This window comes from Clostridium polyendosporum (genome assembly GCF_018332455.1).
Classification (GTDB): Bacteria; Bacillota; Clostridia; order Clostridiales; family Clostridiaceae; genus Clostridium_AY; species Clostridium_AY polyendosporum.
The window spans coordinates 1-25,074 of record NZ_BOPZ01000040.1 but is presented as its reverse complement, the minus strand read 5'-3'; the positions used below and the strand labels follow the sequence as shown (position 1 = coordinate 25,074).

Here is a 25,074-nt window from a genome sequence, read left to right as displayed (position 1 = left end):
GGTTGATAGGTCAGAGGTGTAAGCATGGTAACATGTTGAGCTGACTGATACTAATAGGTCGAGGGCTTGACCAATAAAAAGGCTAAAACTTATGTGCAATTTTGAAAGAACAAATAATCTTTCAAAAAAGTATTGACATAATATTGACAGTACGGTATAATACAAAATGTAAGTTTGATATCTGGTGATGATGCTTTTAGAGGATACACCCGTTCCCATACCGAACACGATGGTTAAGCTCTAAGAGGCCGATGGTACTGCACGGGCGACTGTGTGGGAGAGTAGGAGGTTGCCAGGTTAGTATACGGATCTTTAGCTCAGTTGGTTAGAGCAACCGGCTCATAACCGGTTGGTCCGGGGTTCGAGTCCCTGAAGGTCCACCATTTTGGGGGTATAGCTCAGTTGGGAGAGCACCTGCCTTGCACGCAGGGGGTCAAGAGTTCGAATCTCTTTATCTCCACCAAATAAAAGCTATGAACGAAAGTTCATAGCTTTTTTGTATTTTTATATCAAAATGGGTAATATTAAGTTTGATTAAATAATTAATAGAATATGAATTTGAAGATATGTATAAAATTATGGTCAAAAAAATATGAAGGGAGTTGAAAAACCGTTGAATTAACATATATCATGTAAAAGATAGTGTTAATGTATAGGGTGAGATACATCCGAATTTACGCCTTTGGAGTGTTAGACCAAACGAAAGTAGCATATTCTTTTAGAATTGCAAAATCGAATACGATGAATAAGGAAGCAAACATAAACTTTTATAAAGTTTTATAAAGTTTTGCGTAACGGGAAGAAATGAAGGTGACAGTAATTGGATATTGGGGTGCATATCCTGAAAAAAATGAAGCAACTTCCTGTTATCTTATAGAGGGAAAGAATACAAAGATACTTTTAGACTTAGGATCAGGAGCATTAAGTAAGTTACTTAATCTGGTAGAAGGAAAAGATATAGATGGAGTTTTTATATCACACTATCACCCTGATCATATAGCAGATGTGGGCGTTTTTCATCATCTTATGCTTATAAACAAGATAAGTAATAAAAGAGAAAAACCTGTATACATGTTCGGGTTAAGTATGGATCAATTTAGTACTTTAGGATACAAGGATATAGCTTTACCTCATGCTATCTCTCAGGGAGTAGTCATAGAACTAGGAGAATTTCAGGTGGAATTTTGTGAAGGAGAACATCCTCTAATTTCAGTAGCAATAAAGGTGAAAGAAAAGACTACAGGAAAGACTATAGTTTATACTGGAGATACAGCTTATAGTGAAAGACTTGTAGATTTTTCAAAAGGTTCAGAACTTCTTATAGGTGAGTGTTCTTTATATAAGAGTGAAAAGGGTGCTGTAAAAGGACATATGTGTTCTACAGAAGTTGGAGATATGGCAAGAAGAGCAGGAATAAAAAAACTTCTTCTTACTCATCTTCCTCATCACGGTAATATAAAAAATCTAGCGGAAGAAGTCAAAGAGGTATATAAAGGAGAAGTAATTCTTGCTGCTTTTAAAGTCATAATAGATTTGTAAGCTTAAAAGTAACATTACATAATAAGATAGAGCACTATATTTCAGAGGGCAAAATAATTATATAGAGGATAAAATAGAGCACAGGGTATAAGCATAAGATTTAAATGAATTCTTATTCTATACCTTGTGCTTTTATTTGATCAGCCCAATCATCATAATTTACTTCTTCATCTGGTTTATCAATTTTTCTTAAGGGGATGTCTAATTATCTTATCATCTCTAATCATAACAGTAGCTTGTTCTTAGCTAAATTGTTAAGGATCTGCTTTTGCTCTATATATACCATCCTTGTATTTAGAAAAAGCTTTACAAGTAAAGACTGTTAGGGATAAAAATATAGCTAATGCTAAGTCAAATAGCTTTTCATAAGTAAGCTTTCTTAAAAATCATAGTTTTAATTCTGATGATAGTAGTTGTAAAAAGAAATATTTTTATTCAAGTTTTTTTATGAATTATTATTAAAAAATTTTACGTTTAAATATTTGTATAAAATTAAAAAAAACTTGCTTCATGCATATTTAATGTATGAAAGGAGTTGATAGCAAATGGCAACAACATTACTAACAGGAAATTCAATGGTTTTAAAGTATAAGACAGGTGTAAATGAAAAGGGAGATGATATATTTAAGACCCAGAGATTCTCCAATGTCAGATTAGACATTAATGATGATGATTTTTATTCAGTAGGAGAGGCAATACAAACTCTTTTAGATGCATCAGTAATTTATGTTCTTAAAGAGCAGGATTATATTTTAGAAAAGTAATAAAATAACTATATATTTTAGGGAGGGATAAGTGTGGAAACAAAGTATTTAGTTATGAGTTTTAAGAATGAACAAGGAAAGAAAATAAACCTAACTATAAGAGGAATAAAGGATACTCTAACAGAAGCAGAAGTTATTGTAGCCATGGATAGTATAATCAGTAAAAATATCTTTCTATCAAGTGGAGGTAAGTTAGTTGAAAAAGTAAAAGCAGATATTATAACAAGAAATGTAAACCAACTTGTAGGTTCTAAGTAAAGATAGGAAACTTCAATTCATAACCAATTTAGTTAGAAAGTTGTTTATCTATAGTAAGGTGGCGCATGGCAAAGTCCATGTGCCTTTATTTGGCGGCTATTCATGAAGTGACATCAAATAAAGGCTGAGCCAGGCTCGATCCTTAGGTAATTTTATTTGTTACCATTTTTTACAGAGCAACTTGGATATATAGATACTTAGTTCTATATGTTAAATATATTTCATATATAAATAAAATATATATTATAATAGTAAAATTTTTACGACATAAGAAGTAGAAAAATAAGGTATATGGGAGAGTGGATTATGAATAATGAGTGGATTATGAGAGTTACTAAAAATATTATTCTTGTGTTTTTAATAGCGGTTATAGTAATACTTCTTATAAGTGCTAACTTATATGGTCGAGGTCTAAGTGGCGCTTCTATTGGACAAGGGTGGTATATGATTTTTCAGTATTACAAGAAGAATGATAGCTTTGTAGTGGCTTTTGGTTATATGGTATTAGCAATATCTATTATGATTGGTATAATTGCTGATTTAATAGGAGATTTAATAAAAATAAGAAAGGGTAAGGTAAGGTAAGGGAACAAAAGGCCCTTACTTTATCTTATTAGATTTTTATTGCATGAGCTTTGCGGTGAGAGTATGTAAATATATATTTAAAACCTATGCTTTTCAGAAGATTAACAGCATCATAGAAACCTTCAGCAATATCTTGAGGTCTATGAGCATCCGAACCTATTGTTATAATTTCCCCACCTAAATCTTTATAAAGGGTCAAGATATCAAAGGAAGGAAAAAACTCATTAGCACTGCTTCTTGCACCAGAAGTATTTATTTCTATACCTATATTTCTATCTACTAATATTTTTAGAGTCTCATAAATAATCTCTTTATGATTATTAAGTATATAGTTACCGTGAGTGTCAAAGGCATAGAGTTTAAGAAGGTCGAAATGGGCTAGAACATCTATTTCAGAATATCTTGCAAGAGCATAGACTTCTTTGAAATAACCTTCATAGGCATCTATATTATTTTTTTCTTTTATAAAGTTTCTCAACTTATCATATAATATATTGTGCACAGAGCCCAGGATAAAATCAAAGTCATACTTATTTAATACAGAGGACAGTTTATTTTTTTCAAGATGAGGTTCACATACCTCCAGACCTGCTTTAATTATAAGCTTATCTTTAAAATCTTTAGTACATTTGTCTATACTAGAAAAGTATTCTTCGAAGTCTATATAATTATAAGTAGGTATTCCCTTTCTTACAGAAAAGTGCTCTGTAAAACAGATTTCCCTAACACCTTTTTCAAAGGCAGAAGCACACATGTCTTCCATGCATGACTTACAATCAAAAGAATTATTTGTATGTACATGATAATCAATAATCATATTCCACCACCTATTAATATTATAACTTAAAGTAAGGGTTTCAAAACTATAAAGATTCTATATAATATGATTATACATTATAAAGTTCTGTAAAAAATATTAATAAAAATTTAATGGACTTAATAAAGTTTTATTATATAATAAATCTATAGAGAATAAATACAAGAAGAAAGCTGTATTTAAATGTTTACAATAAGTGAATAGATTATTTACATTTAATTAATAACTGCATATTATATATATATAAATTATAGAAGTTTATTGTTGAGGGTATTTCACTTGGGAAAGTGTGAGAGATTAAAATGGGGAGTGTTTAGAGATGACAAAGCTAAAGGAATTGGAAGAGGAGTTAGTTGAGTTAAAGCTTAAAAAGAGAGATTTACTACTTGCAGGAAAAGATACTGAAAAAATTGATCAAATGATTAAAGAAGTAGAAAAAAGTATAAAGGAAGAAAAACAAGCATGAGTATAAAACACCTAAAGTAGGTGTTTTTTATTTTTGAAAATAACTTGCATGGATAAACACCTCATAACTAAGTTTATAATTCAGAATATGTAAGTTCATATTGAATTAAGGATTTTATAAAAAGTATTAAATGCCTAGACTATTTGTTGTCATTTCATGAAATGAAATCTGGCTAAAGGTGAAAGTGCTCTATGCTTTTTCAGTGTTATCTTGTTAAAATTCATAAAGATTGAAGTTGTTTATCTTTAATTATATTACTAATTCTAACAATACAATATCCTTCATATAACTTTTATAAGTAAGTTCATAGGAGGATATAAATGATTTATAAGTTTTTAGAAAAGGATCTTTATGGCTTTATAGATGAAAAGGGTAATATAATTAAAGAACCACAATTTTTTGTTTTACTTCCACCTTCTGAAGGGTATATATCGTTCCTTGGAGAAAGTGGTTATGGATATCTAACTTATGATGGAAATATAGCTAAGATACTTTGTGAGATGAAAGGATATGAATTTAATGAAGATATGGCAATGATTGAAAAAGATGGGCTTATGGGGTTTATAGATAAAAATTTTAACCAAGTAGTAGAACCAAAATATGATATGGTATCAAACTTTTCTGAAGGACTTGCATTAGTAGAGAATGATGAAAAATATGGATATATAAATAAAAATGGTGAGATAGTTATAGATTTAAAATATGTTACTGCTAGTAGGTTTAATGAAGGGTTGGCAATAGTTAGGATTGGAGAAAAGCAAGGGTATATTAATACTGAAGGAAAGTTTGTCATAGAGCCAAGATTTGTGAGGTGTTCTCTTTTTAATGATGGGTTGGCAGCTTTTGAAGAGAGAGATAAATATGGATATGTAGATATAATGGGTAATATTGTAATAAAGCCTCAATTTGATAGAGTACACGATTTTTCTGAAGGGTTTGCAGTGGTAGAGTGGGATGAAAAGTGTGCTATCATAAATAAAAAGGGGGAATTAATAACTCCATTTATCTATGATGTCACTCTTTCGTTTAATGAAGGAAGGTGTGCCGTTGGGGTGTTTAAGGGAGAGGAAGAGCGCTGGGGATATATTGATACTAGTGGAAAGCTTATATGTGATATGAAGTTTGAGAGTGCTGGATATTTTAGTGAAGGACTCGCAGGAATAAAGAAAAACTCTAAGTATGGATATATAGACAGGGATGGAGATATAAGGATAAAACCTATATTTGATTTTACCTCTGACTTTTCTTTTGGGCTTGGAGAATTTGTAATGAATGAAAGAAATGGATATATAGATAAGAATAACAATGTAGTATTTTACTCCAAAAATAAGATGAATATAAATAAATATGTGATGAATAGAGGTATATTTTCAGTTTTATAATAGGATTTGTAGGGTGAATAAAACTGAGCAGATATTAATTTGTAAGATACTAATAAGTATAATATCTACTTCCTTCAGATTCACAAACTAAGTTATGCATTTTTATCTCTTCAAATATTCTCATAGACAGCATTCTTTAGCAAATTTAATAAAATAAAACTTAATGCAAACCTATATATAAACATAAAAATTTTTATTAATAAGCTCAATGTGGATTTACATGTTAAAAGAATTTAGATGATTAAATTTTTAGAAGATGCTATTAAGAAGAGAGAAAGTGGCAGCTTTCTGGTACTCTTTCAGGAGGAGAACAACAGATGTTAGCTATAGGAAGAGCATTATTGGCAAGACCGAAACTTTTAATGATGAGTGAACCTTCTTTAGGACCTGCACTAATTATAGTTCAAGATATATTTAATATAATTAAGGAAGTTCATCGTCAGGGAGTTACTATTCTTTTAGTAGAACAAAATGCAAACCTTGCATTAAAGGTTGCAGACTATGGTTATGTTATGGAAACAGGGAAAATGATAATAGAAGGTTCAGGTAAAGATTTGATTAATAATGAAGATATTAAGAAAGCTTATTTAGGTGAAGCAGTACAAAAATAAAGAGTAGATAGACAAGTTTATGATTACAAAAGCATTAGAATATTGTGTTGTTTGGTGAAAATTAAGCTTATATAGGATACAAAGAGTACGGACATTAAAGCGATTAAACTTTATGTCCGTACAAATTTTTAGGAGGCATTTTTGATTACACAATGGCTTAATATATTTTATATTAAATCGAGTAAATATGTTACTCATCTATCTTCATTTATATAAAACAATTAGTTTAAAAAAATGATATTTTTCATAAATCCCTTAATATTTACAAATGTCGTTTTTTTGTTGTTTTTGTAAATCAGTACTAATTTTATTAATTATATTTTTTAAACTAAAAAATGAAAATGATTTCAAATGGCATTATTATAATTTTTTATAAAACACAATTAATTTTAAATATTTATGAAGGGGATATTCATTTTGTGCAGAATATATTACAATTATGGAAATATTTTATAGAAGGGATTGGGGGAAAAAAGCATGAGTAACGTTAAGAATAATGTAGAACATATAGAAACAAATGAAATTTTAAAAGTTGTTGAAGAAAAGATTGAAGAAAAAGTAGTAAAGAAAAGGGCAACAAGAACTAGAAAACCTAAATTACAGGAAAGTTCTGATAACATAGAAGAGCCAAAGAAGGCTAAAACAACAAGGACAAGGCGGTCTTCTAAGAAGACCGAAGTTATAGAGGAAAATAGTGAAGAAAAGAAAGTAAAAGCTAAGTCGACAAGAAAGAAGACTACTTCAAAGAAAGATGAAAAAGAAGATATTTCTATGATAAAAGAAGCAGTAAATGAATTTGGAGTAGAAATGCAAAAAGACGATAAAAGTGAAAAAAAAGTAAGAAGGACAACTAGAAGCAAAGCTCAACAGAAATCACCTTCAGATTTTGATGTATACTTATTCCATGAGGGTCGCCATTATGAATGTTATAACTTTATGGGGGCTCATTTTGTAAGAGAAGGAAGTAAAACTGGTGTTAGATTTACAACTTGGGCACCAAATGCTAGTAAGGTTACTGTTGTAGGTGATTTCTCTAATTGGGAAGAGAGAGAAGAATATGAAATGAATAGAATAACAGAGGGCGGCCTATGGAGCATATTCATTTCATCATTAAAAGCAGGAGAAATATATAAATATGCAGTTAAGAATGGAGATGGAAGTAAAACTGTATTAAAATCTGATCCGTATGCTTTTGCTTCAGAACTCAGACCAAATACAGCATCAATTTTAGTTAAAGATTCAAAATATAAGTGGAAAGATCAGGAGTGGTTGGATAAAAGAAGCTCTACCAACATATACCAGAACCCGATTAACATTTATGAAGTACACTTAGGTTCATGGAAGATAAAGGGCGAGGAAGATTTCTACACTTATAAAGAATTGTGCAAGATGCTTCCTAAGTATGTAAAGGAAATGGGTTATACTCATGTAGAGTTTATGCCAATTATGGAACATCCTCTAGATGATTCATGGGGATATCAAGTTACAGGATATTACTCTGTAACAAGCAGATACGGTTCAATAGATGACTTTAAGGCTCTTGTAGATACTCTGCATAGAGAGGGTATAGGGGTAATACTTGACTGGGTACCAGGGCATTTCTGTAAAGATGAACATGGTCTTTATAGATTTGATGGTACGCCTACTTATGAGTATGGAGATCCTACAAAGTCTGAGAATAGAGGATGGGGTGCAGCAAATTTTGATTTAGGGAGATCTGAAGTTAAGAGTTTCCTTATATCAAATGCACTTTATTGGTTTAAAAACTTTCATATAGATGGATTAAGAGTAGATGCTGTAGCAAATATGCTTTACTTAGATTACGATAGAAGTCCTGGTGAATGGGTACCAAATAAAAATGGTGGAAGAGAAAATCTTGAAGCTATAGATTTCTTAAGAGAACTTAATACTGCAATATTCAAAGAAATACCAAATGTTTTAATGATTGCAGAAGAATCAACTGCATGGCCGATGGTGACTAAACCTGCAGATGTTGGTGGATTAGGATTTAACTTTAAATGGAATATGGGTTGGATGAATGATATGTTAAAATACATTGAGCTTGACCCAGTATACAGAAAGTATCATCATGATTTAATTACTTTCTCAATTATGTATCAGTACTCAGAGAATTTTGTACTTCCAATATCCCATGATGAAGTTGTTCACGGTAAAAAATCATTAGTAAATAAGATGTGGGGAGATTACTGGAATAAATTTGCTGGATTAAGATTATTTGCTTCTTACATGTTAGGTCATCCAGGTAAGAAGACATTATTTATGGGTAGTGAATTTGGTCAATTCATTGAATGGAGAAATAGAGAAGGTCTTGAATTTAAGCTGGTAGATCAGTTTGATATGCATAAAGACACACAAAAGTTCTTTAGTGACATCAATCTTTTCTATAAGGAAAATGAAGCATTGTGGAAGTATGATTGTGATCCAAGGGGATTCGAGTGGATAGATGCTGACAATGCAACTCAAAGTATTATTGTATTTATGAGAAAAGCTGATAAGTTAGAAGATACATTAATTTATATATGCAACTTTACTCCAAGTGTTTACTCTGATTTTAATATAGGAGTTCCTTTCTTGGGAGAGTATAAAGTAGTATTTAACACTGATGCTAAGGAATATGGTGGCTCTGGTCAAATCATTGAAGGACCAATTTTCTCACAAAATGGTAGTTGGCAAAAGCAAAAGTACCATTTGAATGTTAAGGTACCTCCAATGGCAACATTAATATTAAAACCAGTGAATATAATAGAAGAAAAATATTAAATGATATAGATTTTAATAAAGTAATTTAAATTGTAGATAGCAGTTTAAAAAGAAAATAGGGACTAAAATACAATATAGATAATAATTTACACATAAAACAAGGAGGGTTCTTACATGTTAAAAGTATTATTTGTAGCTTCTGAGGCAGATCCATTTATAAAAACGGGAGGACTAGGGGATGTAGCGGGAGCACTTCCTAAATCCTTAAAAAAGCTTGGGGTAGATGTAAGGGTAATAATTCCTAAGTATAAGAATATAAAGCAACAATATAAAGACAAACTTATTTTTAAGAAATGGTATATGGTTCCAGTAGGTTGGAGAGAATCTTACTGTGGGATATTTGAATATGAACATGAAGGAGTAAAGTTTTATTGCCTAGATAATGAACAGTATTTCGGAAGAGATGGTATGTATGGATACTGGGATGATGGTGAAAGATTTGCTTACTTCAATAGGGCTGTTCTTCAAACATTAAAAGAAATAGATTTCCAACCAGACGTAATTCATTGTAATGACTGGCAAACTGGCATGCTTCCTGTACTTTTAAAGTTAGAGTATTGTGGCGATCCATTTTATAGCAATATAAAGACAGTTTTCTCTATCCATAACCTACTGTTCCAAGGAATATATGATCCAAATATCCTTCAAGAACTCTTTGGTTATGATATGGAGCCGTTTAACAATGGAAGTTTAGAACTTTATGGTGGAGTTAGCTTCCTAAAAGGTGGAATAAATTATTCAGATAAGGTTTCTACTGTAAGTTACACCTATGCTGATGAAATTCAAACTCCTCAGTACGGAGAAAGGTTAGATGGTCTTCTAAGAGCTAGAAATTATGCGCTAAGTGGTATATTAAATGGAATAGATTATAGCGTTTACAATCCAGAAACGGATATTTATCTGTTTAAGAACTATAGTTTAGAAAAATTAGAAGACAAAAAAGTTAATAAGAAAGAACTTCAAAAACATTTAGGATTACCTCAAAGAGAAGATGCCCCAATAATTGGAGTTGTTTCAAGACTTACTAACCAAAAGGGTATGGATCTTGTAATAAATATTGCTGATAGATTATTACAGCACAATGTACAGCTTGTAATATTGGGTACTGGTGATCATGGTTATGAAGATCATTTTAAAAATCTTCAAAGTCGTTATCCAGATAAGGTATCAGCAAATATAAGATTTGATGATTGCCTAGCTCATAGAATTTATGCAGGATCTGATATATTCCTTATGCCGTCATTATTTGAACCTTGTGGATTAGGGCAACTTATAGCTTTAAGATATGGAACTATTCCAGTAGTAAGAGAAACTGGAGGATTAAAGGATACTGTACATCCTTATAATCAATTTACAGGTGAAGGAAATGGATTCAGTTTTAGAAACTACAATAGTTCAGAACTTTTAAGTACTTTGGAATATTCTATACAATGCTATCATAATAAACAAGTGTGGAATGGATTGATTAGATATGCATTGATGTCAGATAATAGTTGGGAGAAATCAGCAGTAGACTACAAGAACCTATACGAAGCTTTAATTGGTTAAAGTATGAAATAATATTTTAAGTATTATTTAGGAGGAATGGGAATGTTCACTATAGACAAGGAAACCTTTAAAAGGGATTATCTTAAGAAGTTTTTAGAACTTCATGGAAGAGAATTGGAAGAGGGAACAGATCACCATAAGTATGAAGCACTAGGAAGCTTGGTTAGAGATTATGTAGCAAAAGCTTGGATAGAAACAAATAAAAGATATAAAGCAACAGGTGAAAAACAGGTTTATTATTTTTCAATGGAGTTTTTACTTGGAAGACTTCTAGGAAACTCTCTTTTAAATTTAGGTATTAGGGATATATGTAAGGAAGCTTTGTTTGAACTTGATATAGATCTTGATCAGCTTGAAAATTTTGAACAAGATCAAGGGCTTGGTAACGGTGGTTTAGGACGGCTTGCTGCCTGCTTCCTCGATTCAATGGCATCCCTTAATATACCTGGTAATGGCTGTGGTATAAGATATAAGTATGGGTTCTTCGAGCAAAAGATAATAAATGGTTCTCAGATTGAAGCTCCTGACTACTGGTTGAGGGAAGGAAATGTGTGGGAAATTAAAAAGCCAGATAAATCTGAAATTGTTAAGTTTGGTGGAGAAGTACGAATGGAAGAGGTTAATGGGAAATTAAACTGTACTCATATCAACTATGAACCAGTACTTGCTGTACCATACGATACACCAATAGTTGGTTATGAAAATGATGTTGTTAACAACTTAAGGCTTTGGAGTGCAGAACCAGTTTCAAATGAATTTGATTTCTCATCATTTAGTAGAGGGGATTTTTTAAAAGCCATAGAATATAAAAATTCAGTAGAGGCTATATCTCATGTGCTTTATCCAGATGATACTTTCTATGAAGGGAAGATTTTAAGATTAAAACAACAATACTTCTTTGTTTCAGCAGGAATTCAAAGTATCATAAGAAACTTTAAGGATAATGGTGGAGACTTATCTAATCTTGATGAGAAAATAGCTATTCATATTAATGATACTCATCCAACTTTAGCTATTCCTGAAATTATGAGAATCCTAATGGATGAAGAAGGAATGTCATGGGAAGATGCTTGGAGAATAACTACCAATACAGTTTCTTATACTAATCATACTATTTTGGCAGAAGCTCTTGAAAAGTGGCAGGCTGACTTGTTCAAGAAGTTGCTTCCAAGGATATATATGATAGTAGAAGAAATAAATAGGAGATTCTGTCAGGAGCTTTGGAATAAGTATATAGGTCAATGGGATAAGATATCTAACATGTCAATAATAGGTGATGGATTTGTAAGGATGGCACACCTTGCTATAGTTGGAAGTCATAGTGTTAATGGTGTTGCTAAGCTTCATACTGAAATATTGAAAAAACAGGAAATGAAAGATTTCTATTATCTATATCCAAGAAAGTTTAATAATAAAACTAATGGTATAACGCATAGAAGATGGCTTATTAAGTCAAATCCAGAACTTACAAAGTTATTAAATGAAACTATAGGAACTAGTTGGATCAAACATCCGACTGATCTTGAAAATTTTACAAAGTTTGCTGATAACACAGAAGTTAGAGAAGAGCTTGCTAGAATTAAGAATAATAATAAGAAAAAGCTTGCTAAGATAATAAAGGATGCTCAAGGAATTGCAGTAGATCCAAATTCAATGTTTGACGTACAGGTTAAGCGAATACATGCATATAAAAGACAATCTCTTAACTGTTTAAGAATAATGGATCTTTATAATAAACTTGTGGAAAATCCAAATTTAGATATAGTTCCAAGAACATTCATTTTTGCGGGTAAGGCCGCACCAGGATATTATCTTGCTAAGAAGACAATTGAACTTATAAATGCAGTGGCAGATAAGGTAAATAATGATAAGAGAATTAAGGATAAAATAAAAGTTGTTTATATGGAGAACTACAGAGTGTCTCTTGCTGAAAGCATTATTCCTGCTACTGACCTAAGTGAGCAGATTTCAACTACTACTAAAGAAGCATCTGGTACTTCAAACATGAAGTTCATGATGAATGGTGCTTTAACTATAGCTACACTTGATGGAGCTAATGTTGAGATTAGAGATGAAGTTGGCGATGATAATATTATAATCTTTGGTTTAACTGAAAGAGAAGTTCTTGAGTATTATCAAAGAGGTGGGTATTCATCTTGGGATACTTGTAACAATGATCCAAGACTAAGAAGAGTAACGCAAGATATTATAAATGGTTACTATTCACCAGATAAAGAAAGATTTAAAACATTTTATGAACATCTATTAACTTATAATGATGAGTTCTTTGTCCTTAAGGATTTTGATTCTTATCTTAATGCTCAAGCAAAGGCTGATGAATTATACAGGGATATTCACAAATGGCAACGAATGGCTGCTATTAATATTGCTCATTCGGGTATATTCTCCTCAGACAGAACTATACAAGAATATGCAACGGGAATTTGGGGTTCAGGATACCTTTACAAGAATCTTTAATAAGCCTAGGACCGCCTGAAGCTTATGTAATATAATACCTCAGGGGGTAACCTCTGAGGTATTTCTTATAACTTAGGAAGGGTAGAGAAAAATGAACAATTTTTATGTACTTCATGACTCACAAAATCTTTACTTTAGAAATCCTTTTGGAGCGGTAAAGACAGGTTCTAATATTAATCTTGCACTTGAGGCAGAAGGATGCGATGAAGCTGTTATAGAGATTATACGGTTTGATGGTTCTAGGGAAAGTATTCCTATGGAGAGGCATCCTAAGGATGGAACATGGAATGTATTCCTATTTAAAGGCACTATAAAGATTTGTGATACTCCGGGAATTATTAACTATTATTTCACCTTAAGGAGAGGCTGGCAAACAATTTTTTATGGGGATAATTGGGAATGTCTGGGTGGGAGCGGACAGATTTATTATGAAAACCCAAAGTGGTATCAGATTACTGTTTTCAAGGATTTTAAGGTGCCTAAATGGTATAAGGAAGGGATAATATATCAAATTTTTGTTGATAGATTCTATAACGGTAATGAAAATGGAGAAATATCTAATGCTAAAAGCAACTGTTTTATATATGGTAAATGGTATGATAATCCGATGTATATAAAGGATGAAACAGGAAAGGTCATAAGGTGGGATTTCTTTGGAGGAAATCTTAAGGGAGTTCTTAAGAAGCTTTCCTATATAAAATCCCTTGGAATTACAACTATATATATGAACCCAATTTTTGAAGCAGCCAGCAGTCATAAGTATGATGTTGGTAATTATAAAAAGATAGATCCTATGTTTGGAGATGAAGAACTCTTTAAAAATCTCTGTAAAGAAGCTGAAAAGTTAGGAATGAAAGTTATTCTTGATGGGGTGTTTAGTCACACAGGAGCAGATAGCCTGTATTTTAATAGGTATGGAAACTATGATAGTCTTGGAGCTTTTCAATCAAAAGATTCTCCGTATTATAGTTGGTACAGATTTAAGAATTACCCCTATGACTATGAAGCTTGGTGGGGATTTGAAAATCAACCGAATGTAGATGAACTTAATCCCTCATATATCGAATATATTATAAATGGTCAGGATTCCGTTGTTGAGAAGTGGATGAAGTTAGGGGCTTCAGGTTGGCGGTTGGATGTAGCTGACGAACTTCCAGATGAATTTATATGTGAATTAAAGAAAAAAATTAAGGAAGTTAATAAGGAGTCAGTACTTATAGGGGAAGTTTGGGAAGATGCTTCAAATAAGGTTAGTTATGGTAAGAGAAGAAAGTACTTTTTAGGAGAGGAACTTGATTCTGTTACAGGATATCCTTTTAGAGATATAATACTAAGCTTCCTTATTGGATATTTAGATTCTCACGGAGTAAGAAGAAGATTTATGAGTCTTTATGAAAATTATCCTAAGGAAAATTTCTATTCATCTATGAATGTATTGGGTACTCATGATACTGAAAGAATACTTACTGCTTTAAGTGGAAATGGAAAGGGAGAAGAAAATTCAAGGGTATTACTAAAGTTAGCAGTTGCTTTTCAAATGACTTTTCCAGGTGTACCTCTAATCTATTATGGAGATGAGGCAGGTGTCATGGGGGGGAGAGATCCTGAAAATAGAAAAACGTATCCTTGGGGAAAAGAAGATAAAGATATCTTAAGTTGGTATAGAAAACTTACTCATATAAGGGATCATCATCAAGTATTTAAAAGAGGAGATTTTAGGTTTTTTGAAACCCATGAAGATGTTCTATGCTTTAAGAGAAAAGATGGAGATAGTAAAGCCATAGTCATTATAAATAGGAATACAGAAGCTAGTATAAAAGTTGAGTTTGGTGAAGTTTATGGAAAGTATAGGAATCTATTTAAGGATGAAGGTGTCTACTATTCTCCTAATGGGGTTATGAGAGTTCATCTTAAGCCTATGGAAGTTAAAGCGTTAATAAATATATAAAAAAATATAAAAAAGTCACGATAACAAGTCGTGACTTTTTTATATCTTAATGAAATATAAGATTTTTATTATACATAAGCAATCATCATTTAATCATTAAATTTATATATTTTTAGTATATCCATAAATCAACCACACAAGAATTTATGTTCGTAAATTGAAAAAATTATTGTTTTTATCAGATATAAACACTTCAATTCTTAATTAAATATAAACTTGTATATCACGAATTATAAATTCAGTTATGAAGTAGTATATCTATAGGTTCTTTTAAGAATTTTTTTTGCTTTTAAAGCATATGTATCTCTATAGGGGGTGATGATAATGATAAGAACAGTGGTATGTGAGAAGGAAGGATGCGATGGGAATGGTTTCCATATATGTACAGAAGATAACAACCTTATATTGATATGTAAGGAGTGTGAAACTAGGTATAGCTTTGACGTAAGTTATTATGACTTTATAATGCTTTCAAGTTGTTCTTATTGTAGTAATGATACCTTTAAGGTCTTTAAAGATACAGAAAAAGAAGGCATTTACGCAAAATGTATGAAGTGTGGAAATCCACCTGAAAAGATTTATATAGATTCAGATGGAAATCAAGTTTCCTATGAAAATAAAAGACTAAATGATATTAGAGAGATGATTTATCGTTTAGATCAAAGGATATGTAATATGGAAACTAGGTTAGAATCATTGCAGAATGGACAGGAACTTTTAGAAGAATCTCTTGCATATATTAATAAATTTATGTCTAAGTAACTAATTAAAGATAAATCACTTCAATTCTTAATAAAGCTGAGCAGGCATAGAGCTTACTCAGCTTTATTTGCTTTCATTTCACAAAGTGAAATCTGACTAAAATTGAATAGGTTCGATGCTTATTGAATTTTATTTTTAAGAAATTTCTATTAATCTGTTCTATAAATATTTATGTATAAATTATAATTAATCAGTTATTGTTATTTAATAAAGTAAACTCTATGTAAAATTTAATAGTCTAGATATATATTAAGTTTTAATTAATATAAGTTTTTAATTCACTTAATTTGGTATATTTTCTAAATATATTAGGGGGGTATTCTAAAAATTAGAGTTTGATAAAGGCTATATTCCTTAAAATAAAATGTTGTTAAAATACAGAAAAAAAAATAAAAAAACATTAATCGTTTACATTTTACAAAAAAATACAATTGTTCTTGAAGATACTTAAACAAGTTGTTATAATAAGATTGTCATTTAGAAAAAAATGTAACCTAATCAATTTAATTTCTTTAGTGTAAGTATTTATAATATTATAGAAATTAAACGTTAATAAAAGTTTGAAGTAAAAAAATTCCTGTTCATACGTTTACATTTTACAAAAAATACAATTATTTATTGAAGATGGTTGAACAAGTTGGTATAATAGGATTATTGTTTGAAAAAAATGTAACATAGTCAATTTAATTTCTTTAATGTAATTATTTTGAAATATTTATAAAGACAAAAAAAGTGGTAAAAACCTAAAAGTAAAAAAAATTCTCGTTAATACGTTTACATTTTACAAAAAAATACAATTATGGTTGAATATAGTTAAAAAGATTGTTATAATGAAGTTAGTGATTGGAAAATGTGTAATGTTAAACTAGAAGTTTATTTACTATAATTAGGTAGATATAAATACACAAGATTTTAAAAAAAGATACACAATATTATGGAGGGAGAGGTTATTAAATGGGTAAAAAGGATATTGTAGCATTGATTCTTGCAGGGGGGCAAGGGTCTAGACTAGGAGTGCTTACTAAGAAGGTAGCGAAACCAGCGGTTCCCTTTGGAGGAAAGTATAGGATAATAGATTTTGCTTTAAGTAACTGCTCAAATTCAGGAATATATACTGTTGGAGTACTAACACAATACCAACCTCTTGAGTTAAATTCACACATAGGGATAGGAAGTCCATGGGATCTAGATAGAAGAGATGGCGGAGTAAGTATTTTACCACCTTACCAAGAAGAAAAGGGAGGAAATTGGTACAAGGGTACAGCTAATGCTATATATCAAAATATACCATTTGTGGACAACTATGATCCAGAGTATGTACTAATACTTTCAGGAGATCATATTTACAAGATGGACTACGAAAAAATGCTTAAGTTCCACAAGGAAAGAGAAGCAGATGCAACTATAGCAGTTATTGATGTACCACTAAAGGAAGCATCAAGATTTGGTATCATGAATACCAATGATGATTTATCAATATATGAATTTGAAGAAAAGCCAAAGGAACCAAAGAGTACTAATGCATCTATGGGAATCTATATCTTTAACTGGAAAGTGTTAAAGAAATTCCTTAAGGAAGATGATGCAGATAAAACTTCAAGTAACGATTTTGGTAAGAATATAATTCCTAATATGCTTGCAGAAGGTCGTAAGTTAGTAGCTTATCCATTTAAAGGATATTGGAAGGACGTAGGAACAATAGATAGTCTTTGGGAAGCTAATATGGATTTATTAAAGGATGATAATGAACTTAATCTTTATGATGATGAATGGAGAGTTTATTCAGTAAGTCCAGGAAGACCTGCACAGTATATAGGAGCTGGTGCTTCTGTTAAGTCTTCTTTAGTTGTTGAGGGTTGTATAATTCATGGTGAAGTTGAAAACTCAGTTCTTTTCCCAGGGGTAGTGGTTGGAAAGAACTCTATTATAAAAGATTCTGTTGTAATGCCTAACACAAAGATAGGTGAAAATGTAATAGTAAATAAGGCTATAGTCGGAAGCGATGGAACAATAAGAAAAGAGTGTAAGATAGGAAATGGAAAAGTAATAACAGTAATACCAGCGAAAGATGATATAAAGAGTGGTACTGTAATAGAAGGATAAAAGGGTTTTAAAATTTATGGGGGTGAACAGATTGAAAAACTATTTAGGTATTATAAATTTAGATGAGAATGAAGATAGAATAAGAGAGCTTACAAGAACAAGGCCATTGGCATCTGTTTCTTTTGCAGGAAGATATAAAGTTATAGATTTTATATTATCTAACATGACTAATGCGGGAATAGAAAACATAGGAATATTTACAAAGAATAGATCACGTTCTTTAGTTGATCATTTAAGTAATGGAAGACCATGGGATCTTCATAGAAAAAGAGATGGATTAAGAGTATTTAACTTTGGCGATGAAGATCCAGTATATGATGATGTCCATAACTTTGCTGATAATTTACAGTACTTTAAGTATAGTAAACAAGAATATGTGATACTAGCACCTTCATATATGATTTGTAACATAGATTTTAAGGAAGCTATGAGTTTTCATGAAAACAGTGATAATGACATTACAGTTGTATATAAGAAAGTTTCAAATGCTAATAAGAGTTTTGTAGAGTGTGATGTTCTTAATATAAATGGAGAAGGCAGAGTTGTAAGTGTTGGAGAAAATATAGGAAGTACACGAGAAACAAATATATGCATGGAAATGTTTATAATGAAAAAGGACTTATTTATAGAGATTGTATATGAATGCATAAAGACTGGAAGAAGCAGAAAAGTTAAAAAATGCATATATAGAGATTTAGATAAGTTTAAAGTTGGCGCTTTTGAGTTTACAGGTTATTTAAGTTGTATAAATTCATTAGAAGCTTATTATAAAGCTAATATGGATCTTTTAAATGCAAAGGTAAATTCAGAACTTTTCCTTGAAAATGGTCCTATATTTACGAAATCAAAAGATGAAAGTGCAACAAAGTACACTAAGGATAGTCAAGTTGTAAATTCAGTGGTTGCTAATGGCTGTTATATTGAAGGCCGTGTAGAGAATTGCATAATATCAAGAAGAGTTCATATTAATAAAGACGCACTTGTAAAAGACTGCATAATTCTTGATAATTGCATCATTGGACCTAATTCAAAGCTTATGAATGTAATAACTGATAAAGGTTCTTATATGCCAAGAGGAGAGGAATTAAGAGGAGCAAGAAATTTCCCATTGGTTATTGAGAAACAAAAGTTTTTATAATAGTAAACAGTTTGTTAATTAAGAATGTTAGGGAGCATCATCTGAAGACAAAACACGAGTAGAGGACGATGCTCCTTTTTGTTATAAAAAATTATGGGTAAGTTTACCTTAGGCTAATAAATATAAATTATATATAATAACTGAATCTGTATAACTATGTTCTCTTGCTAAATGTAGAGTTTGTAATAATAATCATAATAGGATAAAGATATAAATACTAATCTAAAGATAAACAAGTTCAATTTTTAATTTATAATTTAAAAAATAATGCGGATTTGCAGTGTTTTTTTAAATTATAAATTAGATTAAGAACTTGTTTATTTATATAGATATATAATTTCAGTTATTAACGAATTTTAGGGAACTGTTTCGGCATTCAATACTTTTCTTAAAATTCTTAATTCAATTATGAACTTGTATAACTGAATCATAAACTCAGTTATGAAGTTATGTATCTATAGTATTAAATTAACTTAGGGAGTGAGAAGATGAAGATATTATTTGTAGCAGCTGAAGCATATCCTTTTATAAAAGCAGGAGGGCTTGGAGATGTAGCGTATTCTCTTCCTAAAGCACTTAGGAAGTCAGGTATGGATGTAAGAGTTATAATGCCTCGTTATAAGTTGCCTAAAAAGATAAAAAGAATAATGAAAAAGTTAGCAAGCTATAAAATATATATAGGATGGAAAACAGTTTATTGTTCTCTTTGGTATCTTGAGTGGAATGGACTGCCATATTATTTTATAGATAATCCAGAGTATTTTTATAGACCTAACCCATATGGTTACAATGATGATGATGAGAGATTTGTGTGTTTTTCAAAAGCTGTGCTGGAAGGTCTTAAATATATGGGAGATTTTAAACCAGATATAATGCATTGTAATGATTGGCATACTGCTTTAGCTATACCGTTAAAAGATGCTTATTATCAGGGTAATAGTTTATATGATGATATAAAAACGGTATTTACTATTCACAATATACTTTACCAAGGAGTTTATGGTAAGGACACACTGTGGATGCTTGGGTTAGATGAAAAAAAGTATTATACAGAAAATAAACTTAAATATTATGATGGTATATCATTTATGAAGTGGGGAATTGCTGCTGCAGATAAAGTAACTACAGTTAGCAAGAGCTATGCAGAAGAGATTCAGCAATCATGGTTTGGATATGGTCTTCATTCTGTTTTAAGAGAACGTAAGAATGATCTACATGGGATTGTTAATGGTATAGATTATGAGGTTTTTAATCCAGAGAATGATAAAGAGATATTTAATAACTTCTCAAGAGAAATACCAAGCGGAAAGAAGATAAATAAGCTAAAACTTCAAGAAAAATTAGGACTTGAAGTAAATGAAAATATTCCGATAATAGCTATGGTAACAAGACTTACTGATCAAAAAGGAATAGGATTGCTAGAAGGTGCTATGCATAGGCTTATGAAGCGTGAAGTACAGCTTGTTATTACAGGAACTGGTCAAGAACATTATGAAAATGCACTTAGATATATGGAAAATAGATACAAGGGAAAGGTAAAGGTGGTTATAGAGTTTGATCAAATACTTTCAAAACAGATTTATGCTGGATCAGACTTGTTCTTAATGCCTTCAAAATTCGAACCTTGTGGACTTGGACAACTTATAGCTATGAGATATGGTACAGTACCGATAGTAAGAAAAACAGGAGGATTGAAGGATACAGTAAAGGAATACAATGAATATACTGGACAAGGAAATGGATTTACCTTTAATAATTATAGTACAGAGGATATGCTTTTCAGTATAGAAAGAGCTCTAAGTTTTTATGAGAAAAAAGAAGTATGGAATAATCTTGTCAATACAGTGATGAATGAAGATAATACTTGGGAGAAATCAGCCTCAAAATATAAAAAATTATATGAGAGGGTTTTATTAGCTAAACCAAGAAAAGTTCATAATGTAAAGAAAAAGAATAGAAAAAATAAAGAACAATTATTAATTGCAAGTTGTTGAGTAAACTGTAGTAACATATAAAAATAATATAAATATTTAACATGATAACCTGTCACACATATGACTACAAAATAATATATTTTTATAAGAATACTTTTTGTAATCTTAAAAGTAATTAATTATTTAAGGAGTAGTTATAATGGGAAACAAAAGGTGTAGATGGGTTCTTGTGTTAGCATTGATATTGGCTATATTACTAAATGCATTTGTTATCTATTTAAGTGAAAGAGGAAATCCTATTGCTAGGTATAAGGTAAATAAAATAATAGTAGATTATGTAGATGAATTGTATGGACAAGAACATTTTAAGGTAACTGAAATCAAGTATAATTATGGTGAATATATAGTGCATCTGGTATCGACATCAAATAGGTTTAAGCAATTCTCAGCAATTATAACTGATGGTGCTGATTATAAAATTGTAAAAGATGAATACAAAGAAAATCCAAAGAGAATAAACAATAATGCAGAAGCAGCAAGGTTAATTAATGAAGACTTAGAAGATATATTTAAGAATAAGATAGTACAGTTAGATAGACTTGATATATATATCTTTGGAGAAACAGAAAAGTATGATGATGTACAGGTTCTAGTAAAAGATATAAAAACGAAGACAGATGTATTTGCACAAATAAACGTTATAATAAAGGGAAAAAACATAGCTGAAAGAGCTTTTGTGCAAAAGATATTAGATGTTAAGAGTGATAGTAGTATAATGGAATATAGTCAAAATTCCATGTTTTTATTTTATTATTATCCTAAGTATGTCGTTACTGAATTAGATGGGAATAATATATTATCGTATCCTTATTATAGTGTTGGTCCTATAAAGAATAGCAATAACTGGACAATAGAAGAACTTCTAGATGATTCAACGAATTGGAAATGGACAACAAGGTATTTACCTTCAGCAATATTAATAATTTCAGTAATAGTTGTATATACTTTGTATAGAAAAAAATATTAAAATAATTTATGTTTATAGTTTTAAGAAGAGCTCTGTATTGTTTAAATGCAGGGCTTTTATAGTTTATTAACGTTGAATTTGTTTATCTTTAGCAAGTTACGAACGATGAATACAGAGTTTAAAGGTTTTTAATTTTTTATGATATGGTACAATGTTTTTATAAAGTTGAATAATGTTTTGCTTGAATATATAATTTATGTAAATACTTTAAAAATTTAATAGTAGCAATAAGTGTGGAGGATTTAATGAAAAATTTAACCTTAAAGAAAATTTTGAGCTGGTTATTACTTATAATATGGATGAGTGTTATATTTGTCTTTTCTCATAAATCAGGAAATGACTCGGATAAGCAAAGTACTCTTATTATTAATATTTTTAATGTAATGGGTTTGGATTTAAATAGTACTTTAGGAGATTTAGCAACTTTTATAGTTAGAAAAACAGCTCATTTTACAGAATATATGATTTTGTTTTTTTTAAGTTATAATCTTTTAAGAAGTTATACTGATAAAAAAGACTCTATAATGTTTGCACTAATTATTACTTTAGGATATGCTTGTACAGATGAGGTGCATCAACTTTTTATACCAGGAAGAACTGGGAAATTTACAGATATACTTATAGATATAAGTGGTGGTTTGTTTGGAGCGTTTATTTTATCTATAACTAAAGATAGACAAGTTTCATCATTTTTAAATTTAAGAAGATAATGAAGGTTAATAGTAATTATTAAGTTTTAAAGATAACTTAAAGAAAATGGAATTGTAAATTAAAATTCAATCATATAATATAAAAACTACGGTAAAAATCGTAGTTTTTATATTATTTATAGTAATGAGGAAAATATTCTAGTTACTCCCTCTATTAATTTATTAATTTTATTAGTTTCCTCATATTCAGTGATACTAAATTCTCTGCAGTCTTTTAAATCTTCCAAGAATAAATCTTCAAGTTTCTTAGTTATTTCTTCGTTATATATAACTGTGTTTATTTCATAATTAAGTTCAAAACTTCTTCTATCCATATTTGCAGTACCTAAGGTGCAAATTTTTCCATCTATAGTCATGGTTTTTGCGTGGACAAAGGAGTTTTTATCATAAAAATATACTTTTACACCGCATCTCATAAGTTCACCAAGGTAAGTTCTTGAGGCTATGTTCACAGTAAAGTGATCTGCTCTCTCAGGAAATATTATTCTTATGTCTACTCCTCCAAGTGCTGCAACCCTTAAAACATCCATAATACTTTCGGAAGGCACGAAATAAGGAGTAGTAATGTAGATTCTTTCTGTAGCCATAGTTATCATTTTTAATATTCCTTGCATTATGGCAGGAAATTCAGAATCAGGACCACTTTTTACAAGTTGCATTGCAATATTATTGCTTATTTTAGTTGTTGGAAAGTATTTATCAAACTCTTGATCGTAAAAGGTGTAGTTATTATTTGCTTGTTGTATAGTCATAAAATCATCTAAAAAAACTGCTTGAAGTCCCATGATGAAGTCCCCTTTAATCATGATATGGGTATCTCTCCAATACCCTAACTTGCCTTTACCTAGATACTCATCACCTATATTTATCCCACCTAGAAAACCAACTTTACCATCTATAATTGCAATTTTTCTATGATTTCTATAATTAATTTGAGTATTTATTAATTTGAGTAATGGAGCAAGAAAGTATGAATACATAACCACATCTACACCTGCATTCTTAAGTTCAGTTATATAACTTTTTTTTAATTTCGCTGCTCCTACTCTATCTATAATAAAGCGTACTTTCACACCTTTGTGAGCTTGTTGGATTAGGATTTTTTTTATTTCGTTTCCAATTTCATCACTTTTAACTATATAGTATTCCAAATGAATATGATGCTTTGCTTTAAGAAGCTCTTCCTTTAACTTTGTGAATTTTTCTACTCCATCCTTAAATATAGTAATTTCATTATTAATAAAAATAGGAGAATCACTGTTATTTGCTAGCAGTCCTATTAAAGAAACATAATGCTTGTTATTTATACTCTTTAACACAGGAGAGATTAGTTCTTGAATTTGGTTTGAAAGACGCTCGTCATTTAATTTATGTATTTTCCAGTTTCGCCCCATAAATATATAGAAGATTAATCCTACAGGAGGTACCAAAATTAAAGTTAGTAGCCAAGCTATTGTTTTTTCAGGTTGTTTTTTTTCAAGAACTACTATAGTTACAGCGAGTACAATATTTATTACAAATATTAAGTATAATGGGAAGTATAATGCATTAGCTATAATAACACCGTTACATAAAATCTATTAAGGTCTAATGTTTTAAGACTTTACTAACGGTTTCACCTCCTTTTCTATAGATTTTTATAGAGCTTATTAGTTTTTTTATGTTGTTGTTTAGCCTCTCTATATGTATTATATAGTTTCAATTTAAAGCATACTCTTATTAATTTAGAAAATATTTCTTTTATATTATATTATATACTGATTTTTTAATGCAGAAACAGTTTCTAATTAAAGAATTAAATAGTTTAGACGCTTATTCAGTATTATTAAAGTTCTATGAGTAAGAAACATTGCCTAGCGTATCATGCGTAGAATTAATTTAAAAAAGCAAGAAATATAAATCTATAAGGATGTATTTAGCTGTCATTGGCTCACAAAAAAGTTGGTTTCTATTAAATACATGATATTATTTAAAACGTCGCTGAGATAACTAAGCGACAAAAAAACACTAGATTTGGATGTAAATTTTAAAAAGATTAAAAAACTCCAAAAAAAGTGTTGACAAGTAAGTTTCAAAATGATAAGATAATCAAGCGGTCAGTTGATGACATGCAAAAACAACTTGGTCTTTGAAAATTAAACAGAGGAAATTAAGTACAGCAATTCTTTTGAGAGCAAGAGATTAAACTTTTAAATTGAGAGTTTGATCCTGGCTCAGGACGAA

General features: G+C 30.3%; 17 protein-coding genes, 2 tRNA genes, 2 rRNA genes and 2 pseudogenes. 21 read left to right on the top strand and 2 right to left on the bottom strand.

From position 1 onward, the window contains the following. The 8 genes from CPJCM30710_RS16105 to CPJCM30710_RS16070 form a co-directional block, all read left to right on the top strand. Positions 1–74: ribosomal RNA gene (locus CPJCM30710_RS16105) — 23S ribosomal RNA — on the top strand; the annotation flags it as partial. A 106-nt stretch (positions 75–180) separates the two neighbouring features. Further along, positions 181–298: ribosomal RNA gene (gene rrf, locus CPJCM30710_RS16100) — 5S ribosomal RNA — on the top strand. A gap of 8 nt (positions 299–306) precedes the next feature. Then, positions 307–383, top strand: a tRNA-Ile gene (locus tag CPJCM30710_RS16095). Positions 384–387: 4 nt separating this feature from the next. Then, positions 388–463: transfer RNA gene (locus CPJCM30710_RS16090), tRNA-Ala, on the top strand. A gap of 347 nt (positions 464–810) precedes the next feature. After that, positions 811–1,539 (top strand): MBL fold metallo-hydrolase, encoded by a 729-nt coding sequence (locus CPJCM30710_RS16085; protein ID WP_212905182.1) that lies wholly within the window; start codon positions 811–813, stop codon positions 1,537–1,539. A 545-nt stretch (positions 1,540–2,084) separates the two neighbouring features. After that, positions 2,085–2,303 (top strand): DUF1659 domain-containing protein, encoded by a 219-nt coding sequence (locus CPJCM30710_RS16080; RefSeq protein WP_212905181.1) that lies wholly within the window; start codon positions 2,085–2,087, stop codon positions 2,301–2,303. Positions 2,304–2,336: 33 nt separating this feature from the next. Next, a complete protein-coding gene (locus CPJCM30710_RS16075; RefSeq protein WP_246503570.1) occupies positions 2,337–2,561 on the top strand; it encodes a DUF2922 domain-containing protein in 225 nt (74 codons plus the stop codon). A 306-nt stretch (positions 2,562–2,867) separates the two neighbouring features. Then, positions 2,868–3,146 carry a hypothetical protein gene (locus CPJCM30710_RS16070; protein WP_212905180.1) on the top strand — a complete coding sequence of 93 codons (279 nt, stop codon included), beginning with the start codon at positions 2,868–2,870 and terminating at the stop codon, positions 3,144–3,146. 28 nt (positions 3,147–3,174) lie between these two features. On the opposite strand, the gene CPJCM30710_RS16065 is transcribed toward CPJCM30710_RS16070, so the two are convergent. Further along, positions 3,175–3,963, bottom strand: coding sequence for a histidinol-phosphatase HisJ family protein (locus tag CPJCM30710_RS16065; RefSeq protein ID WP_212905179.1), 789 nt, complete (start codon positions 3,961–3,963; stop codon positions 3,175–3,177). Between the two features lie 319 nt (positions 3,964–4,282). Between CPJCM30710_RS16065 and CPJCM30710_RS16060 the strand changes: the two genes are divergently transcribed. The 13 genes and pseudogenes from CPJCM30710_RS16060 to CPJCM30710_RS16000 all read left to right on the top strand — a co-directional run bounded on the left by CPJCM30710_RS16060 (position 4,283) and on the right by CPJCM30710_RS16000 (position 22,851). Continuing rightward, positions 4,283–4,429, top strand: a complete 147-nt coding sequence (locus CPJCM30710_RS16060; protein WP_212905178.1) for a hypothetical protein — start codon at positions 4,283–4,285, stop codon at positions 4,427–4,429. A 320-nt stretch (positions 4,430–4,749) separates the two neighbouring features. Next, a complete protein-coding gene (locus CPJCM30710_RS16055) occupies positions 4,750–5,811 on the top strand; it encodes a WG repeat-containing protein (protein WP_212905177.1) in 1,062 nt (353 codons plus the stop codon). Between the two features lie 266 nt (positions 5,812–6,077). After that, positions 6,078–6,422 (top strand): annotated as a pseudogene (locus tag CPJCM30710_RS16050) (ATP-binding cassette domain-containing protein); the annotation flags it as partial. Positions 6,423–7,229: 807 nt separating this feature from the next. Beyond that, a complete protein-coding gene (glgB, locus tag CPJCM30710_RS16045) occupies positions 7,230–9,203 on the top strand; it encodes a 1,4-alpha-glucan branching protein GlgB (protein ID WP_212905184.1) in 1,974 nt (657 codons plus the stop codon). Positions 9,204–9,317: 114 nt separating this feature from the next. Further along, on the top strand, positions 9,318–10,751 hold the full coding sequence (gene glgA, locus CPJCM30710_RS16040; protein ID WP_212905176.1) for a glycogen synthase GlgA: 1,434 nt from the start codon (positions 9,318–9,320) through the stop codon (positions 10,749–10,751). Positions 10,752–10,793: 42 nt separating this feature from the next. Beyond that, positions 10,794–13,229: a glycogen/starch/alpha-glucan phosphorylase gene (locus CPJCM30710_RS16035; protein ID WP_212905175.1), complete on the top strand. Its 2,436-nt coding sequence runs from the start codon at positions 10,794–10,796 to the stop codon at positions 13,227–13,229. A 91-nt stretch (positions 13,230–13,320) separates the two neighbouring features. Further along, a complete protein-coding gene (locus tag CPJCM30710_RS16030) occupies positions 13,321–15,177 on the top strand; it encodes a glycoside hydrolase family 13 protein (protein ID WP_212905174.1) in 1,857 nt (618 codons plus the stop codon). Between the two features lie 324 nt (positions 15,178–15,501). Beyond that, positions 15,502–15,939, top strand: coding sequence for a hypothetical protein (locus CPJCM30710_RS16025; RefSeq protein WP_212905173.1), 438 nt, complete (start codon positions 15,502–15,504; stop codon positions 15,937–15,939). Positions 15,940–16,893: 954 nt separating this feature from the next. After that, entirely contained in the window at positions 16,894–18,042 is a 1,149-nt protein-coding gene (locus CPJCM30710_RS16020) for a glucose-1-phosphate adenylyltransferase (RefSeq protein WP_212905172.1), read from the top strand. A 31-nt stretch (positions 18,043–18,073) separates the two neighbouring features. Continuing rightward, the gene (glgD, locus tag CPJCM30710_RS16015; RefSeq protein WP_212905171.1) at positions 18,074–19,180 is read left to right on the top strand and encodes a glucose-1-phosphate adenylyltransferase subunit GlgD; all 1,107 of its coding nucleotides are present in this window, start codon (positions 18,074–18,076) and stop codon (positions 19,178–19,180) included. 488 nt (positions 19,181–19,668) lie between these two features. Beyond that, positions 19,669–21,093 (top strand): annotated as a pseudogene (gene glgA / locus CPJCM30710_RS16010) (glycogen synthase GlgA); the annotation flags it as partial. Positions 21,094–21,313: 220 nt separating this feature from the next. Continuing rightward, on the top strand, positions 21,314–22,141 hold the full coding sequence (locus CPJCM30710_RS16005) for a YfjL-like protein (protein ID WP_212905169.1): 828 nt from the start codon (positions 21,314–21,316) through the stop codon (positions 22,139–22,141). Between the two features lie 245 nt (positions 22,142–22,386). Further along, positions 22,387–22,851, top strand: coding sequence for a VanZ family protein (locus CPJCM30710_RS16000; protein WP_212905168.1), 465 nt, complete (start codon positions 22,387–22,389; stop codon positions 22,849–22,851). A 116-nt stretch (positions 22,852–22,967) separates the two neighbouring features. Here the strand turns inward: CPJCM30710_RS16000 and cls are convergent, their stop codons facing one another. Next, positions 22,968–24,407: a cardiolipin synthase gene (gene cls / locus CPJCM30710_RS15995; protein ID WP_212905183.1), complete on the bottom strand. Its 1,440-nt coding sequence runs from the start codon at positions 24,405–24,407 to the stop codon at positions 22,968–22,970. Between the last annotated feature and the right edge of the window lie 667 nt (positions 24,408–25,074).